This is a genomic window from Peptoniphilus grossensis, assembly GCF_001940285.1.
Taxonomy (GTDB): domain Bacteria; phylum Bacillota; class Clostridia; order Tissierellales; family Peptoniphilaceae; genus Peptoniphilus_A; species Peptoniphilus_A faecalis.
Genome location: NZ_MJIH01000001.1, coordinates 55,471 through 74,632 on the forward strand (window position 1 = coordinate 55,471; position 19,162 = coordinate 74,632).

The window sequence follows — 19,162 nt, forward strand, 5'->3', positions numbered from 1 at the left end:
TTAATTTTGCGCTAAAGAAAAAGGGTAATAATTTAGAAAACATTAAGAGAGTTGCAGTTTGGTGGAATGCAATTGTTTTGATTATTATAGATCATTTTCTAGCATCATTTCTGAAGTAAGTAGGAAGTGACGGTTAAAGCCGTTATTTAAAATAAGTGATTAAATTTTTTGATTTAATAATTTAGGTGGTACCGCGAATTTCGTCCTGAGAATATCTCAGGATTTTTTTATTAGGATTATTAGGAGAAAAGATGATAGAGTTTTGTGGAGTTTCCTTTATTAGAGATGGAAAAACTATTTTAAAAGATATAAATTTAAAAATAAAAAGTGGAGAAAATTGGCTTGTATTAGGGCCAAATGGCAGTGGGAAAAGTACACTTTTTTCAATGCTTATGGCATATAGAATTTCTACAACAGGAAGAATAATGTGTTTTGGAAGGGAATTTGGAAAAGACAATTGGAGTCAAGTAAAAGATAAAATTGGAATCATTTCATCAACAATGGAAAAATTCAATCCAACATTTTTCAATATGACTGTAAAAGAAATTTTAATTTCAGGTATAAAAAAGACAATTGGAATTTATGACGAAGTTACAAAGGAAGAGGAAGAAACTGTGGAAGAATATATAAAAGAATATAATCTTTCTAAGTTAAAAAGTGAGTACTTCAAAAATTTATCTTCAGGCGAGAGAAAAAAAGTCTTAATTGTCAGAAGCTTAATTCAAAAACCAGAAGTTTTGATTTTAGATGAACCTTGTGCATCATTAGATATATGCGAAAGGGAAAATATTTTAGACACATTAAGAAAAGCTAAAACTGATCTAATTTATATCACACATGATGTAGAAGAAACAATTCCAAAAATAACAAATGTACTATTATTAAAAGATGGAAAAATTTTTAAATGTGGAAAGAAAAGTGAAGTTTTAAATTCGGAAAACTTAAAAAATTTATATGGCATAGATTTGAATTTAACCAAAAAAAATAATTATTACTCAATAGAAGTTAACGCTAGGAGGTAAAATGAAATACACAGGAAATGAAATAATATTAAAGACACTTATAAACCTTGGGATAGACACTATATTTGGATATCCCGGAGGAGCAGTAATTGATTTATATGATGCTATTTATGATCACAAAGATATTATTACTATAACAAATTCGCATGAGCAATCAGCAGCACATAGTGCAGATGGATATGCTAGAAGTTCAGGGAAAACTGGAGTATGTATTGCAACAAGTGGTCCTGGTGCTACAAATTTAGTAACTGGAATTGCAACAGCTTTTATGGATTCAGTTCCTATGATAGCTTTAACAGGCAATGTATCGACAACTCTTTTAGGTAGAGATTCCTTTCAAGAGATTGATATTGTGGGCATGACAATTCCAATTACAAAGCATTCATTTTTAATAAAAAATATAGAAGATTTAGAGTATTCAATTGTAAGAGCTTATGAAATAGCAAATGATAAGAGAAAAGGTCCTGTTCTTATAGATATTCCAAAGGATATATTTTCTTCAAAGGCAGAATTTAAAAATATAAAAGCAAAAAAAGAAGGAAATGGCGTTGTTCCTAATAGAGATGATTTATTGAAGATTTCTGATTTAATAAACAATGCAAAAAAACCTGTTGCCTATGTTGGTGGAGGGGTTAAAAGCTCTGGAGCATATTTAGAACTTAGGAAACTTTTAAAAAAGGGAAAAATCCCAAGTTGTCATACAATTACTGGTAAGGGCGTACTAGATCCAAAGGATAATTTAAATCTTGGTCTTGTTGGGATGCATGGAAATCAAAGTGCAAACTATGCAATTGAAGAATGTGATTTATTAGTCGCTATTGGAGTTAGATTTTCTGATAGGGTTGCACTTAATAGAAATAAATTTGCTCCAAATGCAACAATTATTCAAATAGACATTGATGAAAGTGAAATAGACAAGAATGTCTTTGTCGATATAAATATTGTATGTGACATTAAAGATATTGTTTTCGAATTAGAGTCCTTAATTCTAGAGAAAGATAGATGCTCTTGGCAAAATAGAATTACTGAATTAAAGGAAAAAGATAGAGAGCTTGTGAACAAAGAAGAAGGAATAAAACCCTTTGATTTAATTGACATTATTAATGAAGATATGGATGAAAATACAATAATAGTCACAGATGTTGGACAACATCAAATGTGGACTGCACAAAGGGCAAAAATTTATAATCCTAGAAATTTTATTACTAGTGCTGGTCTTGGCACTATGGGCTTTGGAATGGGAGCAAGTATAGGGGCTAAATGTGCAAACACAGATAAAGAAGTGATTCTAATTACTGGAGATGGATCTTTTCATATGAATTTAAATGAATTAGCTACATCAGTATTTTATGGAATAAAAATTATTGTAATAGTTCTAAATAATAAAGCTTTAGGAATGATAAAACAATGGCAACATTTAATATATCATGATAGATTTTCACATACAAAGGGCAAAGATACAAAATTTGATATTGTTGCAAAGGGATTTGGGGCAATGGGATATGATGTAAACTCACTAGAAGAATTTAGAGATGCCTTTAACAAGGCAAAGGAAAGTAAAATTACATCAGTGATAAATGTTAATATATCAGATAAAAATTTAGTTTTACCAATGATACCAGCTGGTGGAACGGTGGATGATTTAATTGTGGAGTAGTTTATGAAATATGAAGTATTAAGTTTATTAGTAGATAATCAGTCAGGAACACTGACAAGGATAGCATCTCTATTTGCAAGAAGAGGCTATAATATTGAATCTCTTACAGTTTCTGCTGTTAAAGATAGCAAGCATTCTAAAATAACAATAACAACTATTATAGAAGACAAATATGAGTTAAAGCAAATTGTTAGTCAATGTGCAAAACTTGAAGTAGTTAGAGATATTGAAATCATAACTAGGGAAGAGGCTGTACAAAGAGAGATTTGTCTAGTAAAGATAAAATGTAAAAGTGAAAGGGCAATAGAAGTTGTAAACATTGCAAATATATATAAAGCTAATATAGTGGATTTTTCAAAGGACTCACTAATAGTAGAAATTACAGGTAAGCCTGCAAAAGTCGATGCCTTTTTAAAGGTCATTGAATCTTATGAAATTATAGATTTTTGTAGAACTGGCATAACAGCCATGAAAAGATGAAGGGAGTAAAAAATGATAAAAAAATATTATGACAAAGACGCAAATTTAGAATTATTAAGTGGTAAAACAGTAGCTATTATTGGCTTTGGATCGCAAGGTCATGCTCATGCATTAAACCTTAAAGAAAGTGGAGTAAATGTAATAGTTGGACTTCATGAAGGTTCGAAATCAATACAAAAAGCAAAAGAATATGGTCTAGAGGTTTTTAGCGTAGAAGAAGCTGCAAAAAAAGGCGATATGGTTATGATGCTCGTACCAGATGAAATTTCTGCTGATTTGTATAAGGAAAAAGTTGCACCATATATGAAAAAAGGTGACACATTGATGTATGCTCATGGATTTAATATTCATTATAATCTAGTGAGACCATCAGAAGACATAAATGTAATTATGGTTGCTCCAAAGGGACCAGGACACACTGTTAGAAGTGAATATGAAAAGGGAGCAGGAGTACCTTCTCTAATTGCAGTATATCAAGATGCAACAGGTAATGCAAAGGATCTTGCTCTTGCATATGCATCAGGAATTGGAGCAGGCCGTGCAGGAATTCTTGAAACTACATTTAAAGAAGAAACAGAAACAGATTTATTTGGAGAACAAGCTGTACTTTGTGGTGGAGTTACAGAACTTATGAAATCAGGTTTTGAAACATTAGTAAATGCTGGATATGAACCAGAAATGGCATATTTTGAATGTATACATGAAATGAAATTAATTGTAGATATGATTATTGAAGGTGGATTTGAAAACATGAGAAATTCAATTTCAAATACAGCTGAATATGGGGACTATCATGCTGGCAAAAAAATAATTGGCAAAGAAACGAGAGAAGCTATGAAAGATATTCTTGATGATATACAAACAGGTGCTTTTGCATCAGAATTTATGACAGAATTTTCATCAGGAAGAAAAATCAAATTCTTAACAACCAGAAGAAAAGAAAGAGAACATCAATTAGAATCTGTTGGCAAAGAACTTAGAAAAATGATGAGTTGGTTGAAAAAATAAGAGAGGAGAAATTATGAATTTAAGAAGTGATAATGTAGTAAGGGGACCCGAAAGGGCTCCCAACAGGTCACTTTTTTATGCATTAGGATATACTGATGAACAGCTAGATAGACCACTTGTTGGAATAATATCTGCATATAGCGAAATAGTACCAGGTCATATGTTTTTAGACAAGCTTGAAAAAGCTGTAAGAGAAGGAGTTTTAATGAATGGAGGAACTCCAATAATGATTCCTTCAATAGGAGTATGTGATGGGATAGCTATGGGACATACAGGAATGAAATATTCACTTCCAAGTAGAGAACTCATTGCAGACAGTGTAGAATCTATGGCTATTGCACATGGGCTTGATGCATTAGTACTTGTCCCTAACTGTGATAAAATTGTGCCTGGAATGATAATGGGTGCACTTAGAGTAAATATTCCTACTATTTTAGTTAGTGGAGGACCAATGCTTGCAGGACATGATCAAAATGATGAAATTTCTCTATCAAAAATGTTTGAAGCTGTTGGTGCATTTAAGGCAGATTTAATAACAGCAGAAAAACTTATGGAATTAGAAAAATCCGCATGTCCTAGTTGTGGATCATGTGCAGGAATGTATACAGCTAATTCAATGAATTGTCTTAGTGAAGCAATAGGACTTGCTTTAACTGGAAATGGCACAATCCCAGCAGTATACTCGGAAAGACTAAGATTAGGTAAAAAAACAGGAATGCAAATAATGAATCTTTTAAAAGAAGATATAAAGATAAAAGATATCATAAACAAAGATTCAGTTAAAAACGCACTAACTTGTGATATGGCACTAGGTTGTTCTACAAATACAATTCTTCATCTTTTAGCAATTGCAAATGAAGCAGGAATTGAAGTAGATTTAAATGATATAAATGAAGTTAGCGATAAAGTGCCAAATCTTTGTCATCTTGCACCAGCAGGAGATACTCATATAGAAGATTTATATTTTGCTGGCGGTATTGCGGCTGTTCAAAAAGAACTTTCAAAGAAAAACCTCTTAAAACTTGACGTAATAACTGCAAGTGGCAAAAATCTTTCTGAAAACATAAAAAATGCTATAAATAAAAATAAAAATATTATTAGAGATATTAATAATCCCTTTTCTGAAACAGGAGGACTTTGCGTTTTATTTGGAAATATTGCAAAAGATGGAGCAGTTGTAAAAAAATCTGCTGTTGCAGACAATATGTTGAAACACACTGGACCAGCTCGAGTATTTAATTCAGAAGATGATGCCATAAAGGCGATTTATAGAGGAGATATAAATCAGGGCGATGTGGTAGTAATTAGATACGAAGGACCTAAGGGTGGACCAGGAATGAGAGAAATGTTAAACCCAACATCAGCCCTTGCAGGTATGAAACTTGATACATCTGTTGCACTTATAACAGATGGAAGATTTTCAGGAGCAAGTAGAGGCGCATCCATTGGTCATGTTTCTCCAGAAGCTGCTCAAGGCGGAGCTATTGGAATAATAAATGAAGGGGATTTAATAGAAATAGATATATTAAATCATAGTTTAAATTTAAAAGTATCAGATGAAGAGTTTAGTAAGAGAATTGAAAACTTTACCCCTATTGAAACTAACAAAGTATCTGGATATTTAAATAGATATAGAAGGTTGGTAACAAGTGCTGATAAAGGAGCTATATTAAAATAAGTTCCATATAAATATAGGAGACTCAATTTTAAACTGACAACAAAAGTTGGATCTAAAACCAACATAGGAGGCAGTTCATTTTTGAGTCTCTTTTATTATTTTAAAGACATGAAAGTACATGAAAAGGATTTAATTGTAAAATTAATTTTCAGAAAAAATTTTACAATTTTCAGAACATGGCTTAAGAATTTTTAATAATTTAAGAAGGATAAAATATTTACGATTAGATATTTTTGCAGTAAAAATTATAAAAAATGATTAATTTTAAAATACTTAAAGATTAGATTAAACAATACGTAAAAATTTTAATAATTACTTTTCAGTTATAATTTTTTTGTTATAATAAGTGATGTAGTGAAAAAGGAGGTATTATAAAAACGTGAACATTTCATTCAATTTAATGCAAACGGTAGGATTTGCGATAATAGTTTACTACATAGGAAAATTTCTAAGACAAAAAATTAATTTTTTTCAAAAGTTTTGTGTGCCAGCACCTGTAATTGGCGGATTTTTATTTGCTATAATTAGATTTTTATTACAAATAGGTGGCATTGCAACTTTTGAATTTGATCAAACCCTACAAAATCCATTTATGATGGTATTCTTTACAGCAATAGGTGTTGGAGCAGACATTGACACTTTGAAAAAAGGTGGAAAAGGATTTTTAATATTCTGGTTAATATCAGCAATATTAGTTATAGGACAGGATACAATTGGACTTGTACTAGCTAAAACTCTTAACCAAAATCCTCTTCTAGGGCTTATTTGTGGTTCAGTTACAATGGTAGGTGGACATGGTTCTGCTGGAGCTTGGGGAGGCACATTTGCTAAATTAGGTTTGGACAATGCCAAGACATTTGGATTAGCTGCAGCAACTTTCGGAGTTATTATGGGGTCTTTAATTGGTGGACCAATTGGATCAACTCTAATTAGAAAGCATAATCTCACAGGAAACAACCCTAATGTATCAAACTTTGACGAAGTGTTGGAAAACCTTGAAGAAAACAATGCAGGAGAAGGATATGAAAGAGTAATTCCTCTTCAAGCAGGTGATTTCATTAAAGTTCTTGGATTAATTTTTGTATCAGTTGGATTAGGTTCAATTCTTCAAGAATTTATCAGAACTCATGTATCAATTCTTGGAAAAGAATTAAATTTACCGGCTTACGTAACTGCCATGATTATTGCAGGGATTTTTGTAAATACTATTGGCAAAAAGGGACCACTAATGGTTAGCCAAAGAGCTAACTCTATTTGCGGCGATGTGGGGCTAAATGTATTCTTAGTAATGGCATTAATCGATATTAATTTATTAGATCTTAAAGATGTTGCAGGTCCTATGTTAATAATTCTATTTGCACAAACAATATTCATGGCTCTATTTGCTTACTTTGTAACTTTTTGGGCAATGGGTAAAAATTATGATGCAGCAGTTTTATCAGGCGGTATTTGTGGATTTGGTATGGGTGCAACTTATAATGCGCTTGCAAATATGGACTCAATTACTGAGAGATTTGGGCCATCACCAAAAGCATATTTTATATTGCCTATGGTAGGTGCTTTTGCAATCGACATTACAAATTCAGTATTTATAACAGTATTCTTAAATATTGCGCAAAGTATTTCATAAAAATATTTAGGTCAAGACCGAGCACAAAAGGTGTTCGGTCTTTTTGTGATGAGTTTAATTGATTAATAAATTTTTAAATGATATTATATTTTATAATAGTCTTTTAGACTACATTAGAAGAGGTGAAGACAATGAAATGTCCTTTTTGCGGATACAATGATTCAAAAGTTTTAGACACCAGACCAACAGATGAAGGTTATACAATTAGAAGAAGACGCGAGTGTTTAAAATGTCAAAAAAGATTTACTACTTATGAAAAAATAGAACAGTCTCCTGTAATGGTTATAAAAAAAGATGGAAATAGGCAAGCTTTTGATCGAGAAAAAATAATTAAGGGAATGATCAAGTCATGTGAAAAAAGGCCAGTTTCTGCTGATAAGATAGAAGAAGCAGTTAATAATATTGAAAAGAAAATTGAAAACTCTATGCGCCGAGAAATTACTTCTCTAGAAATTGGAGAAATGGTAATGAATGAACTAAAAGATTTAGATGAAGTTTCCTATGTAAGATTTGCATCAGTTTACAGGGAATTTAAAGATTTACAATCTTTTGTTGATGAACTTGAAAGTTTTGTAAAAAAGAAGAATTAATATGGACTTATTTGAACTTAGCATGCAAAAAAATTTAATGAAGCAGGCACCTCTTGCCGATAGGATGAGACCTAGAAATTTGCTTGAGTTTGTAGGACAAGATCATGTTATTGGCGAGGGAAAATATCTTTCACGACTTATAAAAAGCGACAGACTTAGTTCAATTTTATTTTATGGTCCACCTGGAGTTGGTAAAACTACTTTGGCAGAAATAATTGCAAAGACTACAAATAAAAATTTTATAAAACTTTCCGCTGTCACATCAAACTTAAAAGAACTTCGTGAAGTTTTGAAAAAGGCTGAAGACTCTATGAAATTTCACGATATTTCAACAATAGTTTTCATTGACGAAATTCATAGATTTAATAAGACGCAACAAGATGCACTTTTGCCTTTTGTAGAAAGAGGAGTAATAACTTTAATTGGAGCAACAACAGAAAATCCATATTTTGAAGTTAATAGAGCTTTGTTGTCTAGGATGCAAATAATAAATTTATTTCCACTTGAAGACAAGGATTTATTCAAAATATTAGAAATGGCTTTAAGTGATAGGGAAAGAGGATTTGGCAATAATAATATAGAGATCACAGATCTGGCAAAAAAAATTCTTATAAAAAACTCCAATGGAGATGGAAGATTTTTGTTAAATAGTTTAGAAATTGCAATTCTTTCAACGGATAAAATTGATGGGAAAATTTTAGTGGATGAAAATGTAATAGAAAATTCTCTTTTAATAAAAAATGTAAAATACGATAAAAATAATAATGAGCATTACGATACAATTTCTGCTTTTATAAAGTCCATGAGAGGCTCTGACCCAGATGCAGCTCTTATTTATCTTGCAAAGATGCTTGAAGGTGGAGAGGACATAAAATTTATTGCAAGAAGACTTATGATTTTTGCATCAGAAGATGTGGGAAACGCAAATCCACAAGCAATGGTCATGGCTTCAGCGTGTTTTAATAGTGTCAACGCTGTGGGAATGCCTGAAGCTAGAATTATTTTAGCACAGACTGTAACTTATCTTGCATCCTCAGAGAAATCAAATGCATCCTATCTTGGTATTAATAAAGCCATGGCGGATGTCAGAAATTCAAGTAATATAATTATTCCTAAAATTATTAGAGACAAGCATAATCCGCAAAATGAAACTAATGAAAATTATTTGTATCCACATAATTATAAAAACTCCTATGTAGATCAAACTTATATGCCAGATAATTTTATTGGCAGAAAATATTATGAGCCAAAAAATATTGGATATGAAAAGATTATTAAGGAGTATTTAGACAGTTTAAAGTGAGTAAAATTGACAAATAAGGGATTTAATTATATACTTAAACATTATGTGACAAATACAAATTAGGAGGAATTATGTCAATTAGCATTAGAGATATTTTTAAAAATCCAGAAGATTTTTTAGATAAAGAAATATTATTAAATGGTTGGATAAAAACAAGCAGAGCATCAAAGAATTTTGGGTTTATTGAGCTTACAGATGGTACAAGCTTTAAACCAATTCAAGTAGTTTATGGAAAAGACTTGGAAAATTTTGATTTAGTTGAAAAATATCCAATTAGTTCATCATTAGAAGTTAGTGGAAAGGTTGTCAAATCTCCAGGAAAGAATCAATCTTTTGAACTTCAAGCGGATAAAATTGTTGCGCTTTGTTCATCTGATCCTTCCTATCCTTTGCAAAAAAAGAGACATACATTGGAATATTTAAGGACAATTGCACATCTTCGCCCAAGGGCAAATACTTTCAATGCTGTTTTTAGAGTAAGGTCATTAATTGCTTATGCAATTCACAAATTCTTCCAAGAAAAAGGGTTTATTTATGTTCATGCTCCAATTATCACAACATCAGATGCTGAAGGTGCAGGAGAGATGTTTCAAGTAACAACACTTGATATAGATAGTATTGCAAAGTCAAATCCAACAGAAGTTGATTATTCAAAGGACTTTTTTAACAAAAAGACTCACTTAACTGTATCTGGTCAACTTGAAGCTGAAGCATTTGCAGAAGCTTTCAAAAATATTTATACTTTTGGACCTACATTTAGAGCAGAAAACTCAAATACACAAAGACATGCAGCTGAGTTTTGGATGATTGAACCAGAAATGGCATTTGCTGATTTAAATGTAAATATGGATGTTTCAGAAGAAATGTTAAAATATATTATTTCTTATGTTTTGGAAAATGCACCACAAGAAATGGAATTTTTCAACAATTTTATTGACAAAGGTCTTTTTGAAAGATTGCAAAATGTACTTAAAAATGAATTTGCAAGAATAACATATACAGAAGCTATTGAAATTCTTGAAAAAGCAGATAGAGAATTTAACTATCCTGTAAGTTGGGGCATTGATCTTCAAACTGAACATGAAAGATATATTACAGAAGAAGTTTATAAAAAACCAGTTTTCGTAACAGATTATCCTAAAGAAATTAAAGCTTTTTATATGTATCAAAATGAAGACGAAAAAACTGTTGCAGCAATGGATCTTTTAGTTCCAGGAGTTGGGGAAATCATTGGAGGAAGCCAAAGGGAACATAGACTTGAAGTACTAGAAGAAAAAATGAAAAATATTGGAATGAATATGGATACTTATAATTGGTATCTTGATTTGAGAAGATATGGCTCTGTTGTTCACTCTGGTTATGGACTTGGATTCGAAAGGGCTGTAATGTATATAACTGGAATGAAAAACATAAGAGATGTAATTCCATTCCCAAGAACTGTTGGAAATGCTGAGTTTTAGGAGTTAATATGAAAAAATATATACCTAGTGAAATAGAAAAAAAGTGGCAAGACTTTTGGGATGAACACGAGTCCTTTGTATGTGAAAATAATTCCGACAAAGAAAAATTCTATGCACTTGTAGAATTTCCTTATCCATCAGGGCAAGGACTTCATGTAGGGCATCCGAGACCTTATACTGCTCTTGATATTGTTTCTAGAATGAAGAGAATGCAGGGATATAATGTACTTTATCCAATGGGTTGGGATGCTTTTGGCTTGCCGACTGAAAATTATGCAATAAAAAATAAAATTCATCCAGCAATTGTTACAAAAAACAATATTGAACATTTTAAAAGACAATTAAAGTCTATTGGCTTTTCCTTTGATTGGTCGAGAGAAATAAATACAACTGATCCTGAATATTATAAGTGGACACAATGGATCTTTTTACAACTTTTTAAACATGGACTTGCTTACAAAAAAGAAATGCCAATAAACTGGTGTCCTTCTTGTAAAGTTGGACTTTCTAATGAAGAAGTTGTTGGTGGAAAATGCGAAAGATGTGGAGAAGTTGTTGTAAGGCGTGTAAAAAGTCAATGGATGTTAAAAATTACTGATTATGCAGATAGACTCATTGAGGATCTTGATGACCTTGACTTCATCGAAAGAGTTGTAACACAACAAAAAAACTGGATTGGAAGAAGTGAAGGGGCAAGTATAAAATTTTCTCTTAAGGATTTTGATGAAAAACTTGAAGTTTTCACTACTAGACCTGATACAATTTACGGAGCAACTTATATGGTAATTGCACCCGAACATCCGCTAATTAAAAATCATTCAGATAAAATTGAAAATTTAGATGAAATAAATGCTTATAAAGAAGAAGTTGCAAAGAAAAGTGACTTTGAAAGAACTGAACTTGAAAAAGAGAAAACGGGTGTTGAAATTAAGGGAATTAAAGCCATTAATCCTCTTACGAATAAAGAAATGCCAATTTGGATTTCAGATTATGTTCTCATGACTTATGGAACTGGAGCAATTATGGCTGTTCCTGCTCATGATGATCGTGACTACGACTTTGCAAAAAAATTTGGTCTTGAAATAATTCCTGTAATCGAAGGTTCTGACATAAGTGAACATGTAAACACTGAAACTTCTACTGGAAAAATGATAAACTCAGGTATTTTAAATGGTCTTGAAGTTAAAGAGGCTATTGCCAAGATGATTGATTATCTTGAAGAAAATAATATTGGAGATAGAAAGGTCAATTATAAGCTTAGAGACTGGTTGTTCTCAAGACAAAGATATTGGGGAGAGCCAATACCAATAGTTCATTGTGATAAATGTGGTTATGTTGCTCTTCCTGAAGAAGAACTTCCACTTTTACTTCCAAAAGTTGAAAATTACGAACCAACTGATTCTGGTGAATCACCACTTGCTACGATGACTGATTGGGTTAATACTACTTGTCCAAAATGCGGAGGACCTGCAAAAAGAGAAACAGATACTATGCCACAATGGGCTGGATCATCTTGGTATTTCTTGAGATATACCGATCCACACAATGACAAAGAGCTTGCAAGTAAGGAAGCGCTTGAATATTGGACTCCAGTAGACTGGTATAATGGTGGTATGGAACATACTACACTTCACTTACTTTATTCAAGATTTTGGCATAAATTTTTGTATGATATTGGAGTAGTTCCAACTAAAGAACCATATAAAAAGAGAACTTCTCATGGCATGATTCTAGGCAATAACAACGAAAAAATGTCTAAATCAAGAGGAAATGTTGTAAATCCAGATGATATTGTAAGGGATTATGGTGCTGATACACTTAGATGTTATGAAATGTTTATTGGTGATTTTGAAAAGCCTGTTCCATGGTCAGAAAATGGAGTTAAGGGTTGCAGAAGATTTTTGGAAAGAGTTTGGAATTTACAAAGTATTGTCGTAGATGGAGAAGATTATAGCGAAGGTTTAGTTTCAGAGATTCACAAAACTATTAAAAAAGTTACAGAAGATTATACAAATCTAAAAGCTAATACTGCAATAGCACAACTTATGACACTTTCAAATGAGTTTAATTCTGTTGGAAAAATCACAAAAGAAGACTTCAGGACTTATTTAATTTTATTAAATCCCGTTGCTCCACATATAACTGAAGAATTGTGGCAAATATGTGATTTAGGCGGAATTTTATCAGAAAAAGATTGGCCTAAATTTAATGAAAAAATAATTATAGATGATGAAATTGAAATTCCAGTTCAATTTAATGGTAAGGTTAGGTATACTATTAAAATTGAAAGAGATGCATCTGAAAGTAAAGTATTTGAAATAGTAGAGGAGAACGAACTTTTTGCTAAAAATACTGAATCAAAGAAAGTTATAAAGAAAATTTATATTTCAAATAAGATAGTAAATATTGTTGTAAAATAAAACTGAAAGGCACTATATAGTGCTTTTTAGTTTTTATGAGGAGTTTTTATGAATAGCATGACTGGCTACGGCCTTTTTGAGAAGAGAAGTGATGATTTTTGTATCAAAGTGGAGATGAAATCTGTTAATAATAGATTTCTTGATATTAATGTAAGGATGCCGAGTTCTATTATGTATGCTGAAGAATCCGTTAAATCTTTTATAAAAGATAAAATTAAAAGAGGTAAAGTTGATGTTTTTATAAATTTTGATTATCTAAACTCTAAAGATGTTAAAATTGATATTGACTATGAGCTTTTAAATAAGTATATTAGTATAAGTAAAGATTTACAGAAAAAATTCGGAGTTATAGAAGATCTTTCTTTTTCAAAATTAACTGAAGATTCGAATATTTTTAAACCACAAAAAGCTGAATTTGATGGCGACTATATTAAAAAAGAGCTACTAGAGGTTGTTGAATTTGCCGCAAAGGATTTTATCGAAGCTAGAAATATTGAAGGTGAAAAAATCAAAAATGATTTTCTAGTTAAACTTGAAGAAATTAAAAAATTAACTGATTTTATAGAAAAGAGAGCTCCAATTACTCTTAAAGAAAATGAAAAAAGACTTAGAGATAGAGTTAGTGAATATCTTGATTCGAATAAAATAGATGAAGATAGAATTTTGACTGAAATTGCGATAATGCTTGACAAGCTTTCCATTGATGAAGAAATCACTAGATTGAAAATACATATAGACAATTTTAATGATATAATAAATTCAGAGGGAGCTATTGGAAGAAGATTAGATTTTCTTATTCAAGAGATGAATAGGGAATCTAATACAATTGCTTCAAAATCTAATGATATCGAAATTATAAGTAAAGTTCTTCTACTTAAATCTGAAATTGAAAAGCTGCGTGAACAAGCACAAAATGTTGAATAGTTAATAATTAGGATGGTGATGATTTGGACGGCGGATTTTTATTGGTTTTATCAGGTCCTTCTGGTTCTGGGAAGGGAACTGTAAGCGAGGCTCTTATGAAAAACAATGACGATATAATTTTTTCTACTTCTGTAACCACGAGAACACCTAGACCAGGCGAAGTTAATGGTGAAAATTATTTTTTTGCTACAAGAGAAGAATTTGAAAAAATGGTGGACAATGATGAACTTTTAGAACATGCCTTTGTTCATACAAATTATTATGGCACACCAAAAAAGTTTGTTTTTGATGAAATTGAAAAGGGCGAAATTGTACTTTTAGAAATTGATGTGCAAGGAGCTTTACAAATTAAAGAAAAATACAAGGAAGCAGTCTTTATTTTTTTAATTCCTCCAACTATGGATGAACTTAAATCTCGTCTTGTTAAGAGGGATACAGAAACTGAAGATGAAATTGAAACTAGATATAGAAATGCCTTTAAAGAACTGGATTTTGTTGGTGAATATGATTATTTTGTTATAAATGATGTAATAGATAATGCCGTTAAGGATATCGAAAATATTATTGCTGCAGAAAAGTTAAGAGTAAAAAGACATAAAAATATTAAAAAAGAAGTTCAAGCAGAAGAGGAGAGAAATAAATGATAATACCATCTTTTAAAGATTTAAGAGAAGTTGCAAATTCCAGATATGAACTTGCAATTTTAGTTTCAAAGAGAGCTAGAAAGATAATTGACGGAAATCCAAAACTTGTTGATACAGAAAGTAAAAAGCCAGTTACAATTGCTTTGGAAGAAATTATGGCTGGAAAAATTAAATTTGGAGAAAAGTTATCTGACTCTCAATATGAAAAGAAAATTGCAGAAGAAAAAGAAGAATTAATTGAAAAAATTAAACAAGAAAGAATTGAAAAAATAAACTCTGAAGGATTGGAAGAGGAATAAAATGTTAAAGGGCAAAAAAATTCTACTTGGCGTAACAGGTGGAATTGCATCTTATAAATCACCTGGAATTTGTAGTTTACTTAGAAAACTAGGGGCAGAAGTAAAGGTTGTAATGACCAAAAATGCAACAGAGTTTGTAACTCCTCTTACTTTTCAGACTATGTCAAACAATACAGTACACTGCGAAATGTTTAATCAATTATTTAACATGGATGTGGAGCATATTTCTCTTGCAAAATGGGCAGATATAATTGTAATTGCACCAGCAACTGCAAATGTAATTGGAAAATTTGCAAATGGAATAGCAGACGATATGCTTACTACAGTTTTAATGGCATCTAGGTCAAAAGTAATAATTGCACCGGGAATGAACACTGTAATGTTAGAGTCAGAGGCTAATCAAAAAAATATGGAAATTCTCAGAAAAAGAGGAGTAATTATTTTAGATACTAAAGAAGATCTTTTGGCTTGCAATGATTATGGCAGTGGAAAAATGCTTGAACCAAGTGAAATTGTCGACGAAATAGATAGGGCTTTGACAGAAAAAGATTTGAAGGGAAAACATGTTGTAATTACGGCTGGACCTACTGTTGAACCAATTGATCCGGTGAGATTTATTTCAAATTATTCTTCAGGGAAAATGGGCTATGCTTTGGCGGATAATGCAAAAAAAAGAGGAGCAAAGGTAACTCTAATCTCTGGGCCAACTAAAATAGACATTCCAAAAGTCGACAATTTTGTAAGAGTTAAAACTACACGAGATATGTATGAAATTGTTGGAAAATATTTTGACGATTGCGACATACTTATTAAGGCTGCCGCACCTAGTGATTATAGACCAAAATTTTATAGTGAAGAAAAAATTAAAAAGGGCAATGACAGTCAAATGAATTTAATTGAAATGGAAAAAAACCCAGATATTGCTGCTCATTATGGAAGCCTTAAGAAAAATCAAATTATTGTTGGCTTTGCAGCTGAGTCAACAAATATTTACGAGTATGCAAAGGAAAAACTCGTAAAAAAGAATTTTGACATGATTGTTGTAAATAATATTAAGAAAAAGGGTGCAGGTTTTGGAAGTGACACTAATATAGTTTCTATTATCAGTAAAAGTAAAACTGATGATTTAGAAATTATGAGTAAATCTGATCTTGCAAAGGAAATTTTAGATAGAATATTAAAGCTTATGAGCTAGAGAAATCTAGCTCTTTTGTAGGTGAAAAAGTGTTTGCAGATATTTTTATAGAAAATAATTTTCAAAAAATAGATAAACTTTATACATATATCGTAAAAGATGATGTTAAACCAGGTATGCGAGTTCTTGTAAATTTTGGAAATAGCTACCGAGTTGGTATCGTCCTTTCTTTGCATGCAAATTATTCTGAAAAGTATTTAGATAAATTAAAAGAAATTCATTCGGTACTAGATGACGAGCCAATTATTTCAAGGGATTTAATTGAACTTGGACTTTGGATGAAAGATAGGTATTTAATTGGATATTCAAAGGCTTTTTCTCCAATTTTACCTCCTGGAAATTTGCAAAAAATAAAAAAGAAAATTATTGTAGAAAAATATCCTCATGGAAAGGACCTTGAAAAATTAAATTCTATTGATATAAATAAATATTTTGAAGATTTAAGTGAAACTGAAAAGAAATTTATAAAAAAATTAAGAGCCAAGGGTTTCATTAAATATATTTACGATTCTCTAGTTATGGTAAAGCCAAAGCTTGTAAATTATCTTAAAGTATCAGAAAATTTTGCCCCAAAAAATTTGGAAGGTATAAGTGAAAAACAAGCTCAAGTCTTTAATTTTGTAAAAGAAAAAAAAGATATATCAAGAGTTGATGTAATGGCTAGTCTTGGAATTTCTTATTCTCCAATAAAAACTTTAATAAAAAAAGATTTAATCTGTGAATATAAAAAGGAAATAAAAAGGGAGCCAGTTGAGAAAAATTTTGCAACACAAAAGATTTCTTTAAACGAAGAGCAGCAAAAAGCTATAAAAAGTATAATAGAAACTGATAAAGTTGTTTCACTGCTCCATGGGCTTACGGGAAGTGGGAAGACTGAAGTCTATTTAAATCTTGCATCAAAGGTAATAGAAAAGGGTGGGGAAGTAATAGTTCTAGTGCCAGAAATTGGACTTACTCCACAAATGATAGATAGATTTAAGGGAAGATTTGGAGATAAGGTTGCAGTTATTCACTCAAAACTTTCTCAAGGAGAAAGATACGATGAGTATAGAAAAGTTTTAAATGGAGAAGTAAATATTGTTGTTGGAGTAAGAAGTGCAGTCTTCGTTCCCTTTAAAAATTTAAAAATGATTATAATAGATGAATCTCACGACTCTTCCTACGAATTTCACGACAACCTAAAGTATGACACTATTGAAGTTGCAATAAATCGAATGAAGCACAGAGGAAAAGTTGTCCTTGGTTCAGCAACGCCTTCTATTGAAACCTATTTTTATGCAAAGAAAAATTTTTACAATTTATGTGAGTTAAAGAATAGAGCAAAAAAGGGTGCCTATCTTCCAGAAACAAAAGTTGTGGACATGAGAGATGAATTAATCATGGGAAATATTTCTATTTTTAGCAGAGAACTTAAAAAAGCAATGGAAGAAAAATTAAAAAAGAAGGAACAAATAATTTTATTTTTAAATCGCCGTGGTTTTTCTAATTTTATTTCATGCAGATCTTGTGGCGAAGTTATAAAATGTGACGATTGTGATATTTCCATGACTTATCATAAGACAAAGAATAGGCTTATTTGTCATTATTGCGGAAGTACAAAACCTCTTCCTAAGGTATGTCCAAGTTGTGGATCAAAATTTATCAAACAATTTGGAGTTGGAACACAAAAGGTTGAAGAGGAAGTAAAAAAATTGTTTCCTGAGGCACGAGTGCTTAGAATGGATAGAGATACCACTACAAAAAAAGATTCCTTCGATAAATTTTATGAAATTGTAAAAAATAGGAAAGCAGATGTAATTATTGGAACGCAAATGGTTTCAAAGGGTTTTGACTTTGAAAATGTTACTTTAGTTGGAATTGTTGCAGCTGATATGTCTCTTTATGTTTCTGATTACAAGGCAAAGGAAAGAACTTTTCAACTTATCACTCAGGTTTCAGGAAGAGCTGGGCGTGCATCGAAAAAAGGTGAGGTAATTATTCAAACATATAGTCCTGATAGCGAGATCATAAAATATTCTGCCACTGGCGATTATGTTGATTTTTACGATTATGAAATTGAAGAGAGAAAACTATTTTTATATCCACCTTATACAAAATTAATTGAGATTGAATTTTCTTCCTACGATGAAAAGTTAACTCAAATATGGGCAGAAAGGTTTTTGCATCAAATGTCTACTGATATAAAAAATGTAGAATTAATGGTAACAAAATTTATTAAGATGCCAAAGATAAAAAATATAAATAGAACTAAATTTTCAATAAAGGTAAAACCAAAAAATTTAGTTCTGTTAATAGATGGACTTAAAAGGGTAATTAATAATAGTAAGATAGAAGAAGATAATAAAATATTTTTAAACATAGATTTTAGGTGATTATATGGCAATAAGAAAAATTAGAACGGATGGAGATCCAATACTTAGAAAAAAATCAAAAGTAGTTTCAAATTACAACGACAGATTAAAAGTTTTAATTGACGATATGTACGAAACCATGGATATAGCTTATGGAGTAGGTCTTGCCGCACCGCAAGTTGGAATTTTAAAAAGAGTTATTGTAATTGACAATAGAGACGAAGAAGATGGCAATAGATTTTACATGATTAATCCTGAAATTATTGAAAAGGAAGGAGAAGAAGTTTCCTTGGAAGGTTGTCTTTCAGTTCCTGGCAAACAAGGAAGTGTAAAGAGGGCAAAAGATGTAAAAGTTAGATACAATGATTTATATGGAGAAGAAAAAATTATGGAAGCTGAGGATTTTTTAGCGAGAATTCTTCAACATGAGATTGACCACTTAGATGGAGTTTTATACACGGACAAGGCAATTGAAATGTTTGAAGCGGAGAGTGAATAGAA

The 19,162-nt window shown here is 31.2% G+C and carries 16 protein-coding genes and 1 other annotated feature; all 16 genes read left to right on the forward strand.

The features are described from left to right. The first annotated feature begins 2 nt into the window (after nucleotides 1-2). Nucleotides 3-211, forward strand: a binding site (T-box leader). Between the two features lie 40 nt (nucleotides 212-251). The 16 genes from BIV18_RS00255 (at nucleotide 252) to def (ending at nucleotide 19,160) form a co-directional block, all read left to right on the forward strand. Then, nucleotides 252-1,022, forward strand: coding sequence for an ABC transporter ATP-binding protein (locus BIV18_RS00255; RefSeq protein WP_075658597.1), 771 nt, complete (start codon nucleotides 252-254; stop codon nucleotides 1,020-1,022). Between the two features lies 1 nt (nucleotide 1,023). Next, nucleotides 1,024-2,679 carry a biosynthetic-type acetolactate synthase large subunit gene (gene ilvB, locus BIV18_RS00260; protein ID WP_075658599.1) on the forward strand — a complete coding sequence of 552 codons (1,656 nt, stop codon included), beginning with the start codon at nucleotides 1,024-1,026 and terminating at the stop codon, nucleotides 2,677-2,679. Between the two features lie 3 nt (nucleotides 2,680-2,682). After that, nucleotides 2,683-3,159, forward strand: a complete 477-nt coding sequence (ilvN, locus tag BIV18_RS00265; protein ID WP_075658601.1) for an acetolactate synthase small subunit — start codon at nucleotides 2,683-2,685, stop codon at nucleotides 3,157-3,159. 12 nt (nucleotides 3,160-3,171) lie between these two features. Continuing rightward, complete coding sequence (ilvC, locus tag BIV18_RS00270; protein ID WP_075658603.1) at nucleotides 3,172-4,167, forward strand: ketol-acid reductoisomerase; 996 nt, start codon at nucleotides 3,172-3,174, stop codon at nucleotides 4,165-4,167. Nucleotides 4,168-4,180: 13 nt separating this feature from the next. Further along, nucleotides 4,181-5,845: a dihydroxy-acid dehydratase gene (gene ilvD, locus BIV18_RS00275; RefSeq protein WP_075658605.1), complete on the forward strand. Its 1,665-nt coding sequence runs from the start codon at nucleotides 4,181-4,183 to the stop codon at nucleotides 5,843-5,845. Between the two features lie 379 nt (nucleotides 5,846-6,224). Beyond that, on the forward strand, nucleotides 6,225-7,475 hold the full coding sequence (gltS, locus tag BIV18_RS00280) for a sodium/glutamate symporter (RefSeq protein WP_144015187.1): 1,251 nt from the start codon (nucleotides 6,225-6,227) through the stop codon (nucleotides 7,473-7,475). Nucleotides 7,476-7,606: 131 nt separating this feature from the next. After that, nucleotides 7,607-8,065 carry a transcriptional regulator NrdR gene (gene nrdR, locus BIV18_RS00285; protein ID WP_075658609.1) on the forward strand — a complete coding sequence of 153 codons (459 nt, stop codon included), beginning with the start codon at nucleotides 7,607-7,609 and terminating at the stop codon, nucleotides 8,063-8,065. Nucleotide 8,066: 1 nt separating this feature from the next. After that, nucleotides 8,067-9,368: a replication-associated recombination protein A gene (locus tag BIV18_RS00290; RefSeq protein ID WP_075658611.1), complete on the forward strand. Its 1,302-nt coding sequence runs from the start codon at nucleotides 8,067-8,069 to the stop codon at nucleotides 9,366-9,368. A gap of 71 nt (nucleotides 9,369-9,439) precedes the next feature. Continuing rightward, nucleotides 9,440-10,828 (forward strand): asparagine--tRNA ligase, encoded by a 1,389-nt coding sequence (gene asnS, locus BIV18_RS00295; protein ID WP_075658613.1) that lies wholly within the window; start codon nucleotides 9,440-9,442, stop codon nucleotides 10,826-10,828. An 8-nt stretch (nucleotides 10,829-10,836) separates the two neighbouring features. Then, a complete protein-coding gene (leuS, locus tag BIV18_RS00300; RefSeq protein ID WP_075658615.1) occupies nucleotides 10,837-13,248 on the forward strand; it encodes a leucine--tRNA ligase in 2,412 nt (803 codons plus the stop codon). A 48-nt stretch (nucleotides 13,249-13,296) separates the two neighbouring features. After that, nucleotides 13,297-14,172: a YicC/YloC family endoribonuclease gene (locus tag BIV18_RS00305; RefSeq protein ID WP_075658617.1), complete on the forward strand. Its 876-nt coding sequence runs from the start codon at nucleotides 13,297-13,299 to the stop codon at nucleotides 14,170-14,172. Between the two features lie 23 nt (nucleotides 14,173-14,195). Continuing rightward, nucleotides 14,196-14,816 carry a guanylate kinase gene (gmk, locus tag BIV18_RS00310; RefSeq protein ID WP_075658619.1) on the forward strand — a complete coding sequence of 207 codons (621 nt, stop codon included), beginning with the start codon at nucleotides 14,196-14,198 and terminating at the stop codon, nucleotides 14,814-14,816. Then, nucleotides 14,813-15,115, forward strand: coding sequence for a DNA-directed RNA polymerase subunit omega (gene rpoZ / locus BIV18_RS00315; protein ID WP_075658621.1), 303 nt, complete (start codon nucleotides 14,813-14,815; stop codon nucleotides 15,113-15,115). Before gmk ends, rpoZ begins: the two co-directional genes overlap by 4 nt. A 1-nt stretch (nucleotide 15,116) precedes the next feature. Next, entirely contained in the window at nucleotides 15,117-16,310 is a 1,194-nt protein-coding gene (gene coaBC, locus BIV18_RS00320) for a bifunctional phosphopantothenoylcysteine decarboxylase/phosphopantothenate--cysteine ligase CoaBC (RefSeq protein ID WP_075658623.1), read from the forward strand. 29 nt (nucleotides 16,311-16,339) lie between these two features. Further along, entirely contained in the window at nucleotides 16,340-18,682 is a 2,343-nt protein-coding gene (priA, locus tag BIV18_RS00325; RefSeq protein WP_075658625.1) for a primosomal protein N', read from the forward strand. 4 nt (nucleotides 18,683-18,686) lie between these two features. Next, complete coding sequence (gene def, locus BIV18_RS00330; RefSeq protein ID WP_075658627.1) at nucleotides 18,687-19,160, forward strand: peptide deformylase; 474 nt, start codon at nucleotides 18,687-18,689, stop codon at nucleotides 19,158-19,160. Nucleotides 19,161-19,162: the final 2 nt, after the last annotated feature.

Excerpts from the sequence above, each read along its gene's own strand:
- BIV18_RS00255 (WP_075658597.1), top strand. The coding sequence starts at position 252 with ATGATAGAGTTTTGTGGAGTTTCCTTTATTAGAGATGGAAAAACTATT.
- ilvB (WP_075658599.1), top strand. The coding sequence starts at position 1,024 with ATGAAATACACAGGAAATGAAATAATATTAAAGACACTTATAAACCTT.
- ilvN (WP_075658601.1), top strand. The coding sequence starts at position 2,683 with ATGAAATATGAAGTATTAAGTTTATTAGTAGATAATCAGTCAGGAACA.
- ilvC (WP_075658603.1), top strand. The coding sequence starts at position 3,172 with ATGATAAAAAAATATTATGACAAAGACGCAAATTTAGAATTATTAAGT.
- ilvD (WP_075658605.1), top strand. The coding sequence starts at position 4,181 with ATGAATTTAAGAAGTGATAATGTAGTAAGGGGACCCGAAAGGGCTCCC.
- nrdR (WP_075658609.1), top strand. The coding sequence starts at position 7,607 with ATGAAATGTCCTTTTTGCGGATACAATGATTCAAAAGTTTTAGACACC.
- BIV18_RS00290 (WP_075658611.1), top strand. The coding sequence starts at position 8,067 with ATGGACTTATTTGAACTTAGCATGCAAAAAAATTTAATGAAGCAGGCA.
- asnS (WP_075658613.1), top strand. The coding sequence starts at position 9,440 with ATGTCAATTAGCATTAGAGATATTTTTAAAAATCCAGAAGATTTTTTA.
- leuS (WP_075658615.1), top strand. The coding sequence starts at position 10,837 with ATGAAAAAATATATACCTAGTGAAATAGAAAAAAAGTGGCAAGACTTT.
- BIV18_RS00305 (WP_075658617.1), top strand. The coding sequence starts at position 13,297 with ATGAATAGCATGACTGGCTACGGCCTTTTTGAGAAGAGAAGTGATGAT.
- rpoZ (WP_075658621.1), top strand. The coding sequence starts at position 14,813 with ATGATAATACCATCTTTTAAAGATTTAAGAGAAGTTGCAAATTCCAGA.
- coaBC (WP_075658623.1), top strand. The coding sequence starts at position 15,117 with ATGTTAAAGGGCAAAAAAATTCTACTTGGCGTAACAGGTGGAATTGCA.
- def (WP_075658627.1), top strand. The coding sequence starts at position 18,687 with ATGGCAATAAGAAAAATTAGAACGGATGGAGATCCAATACTTAGAAAA.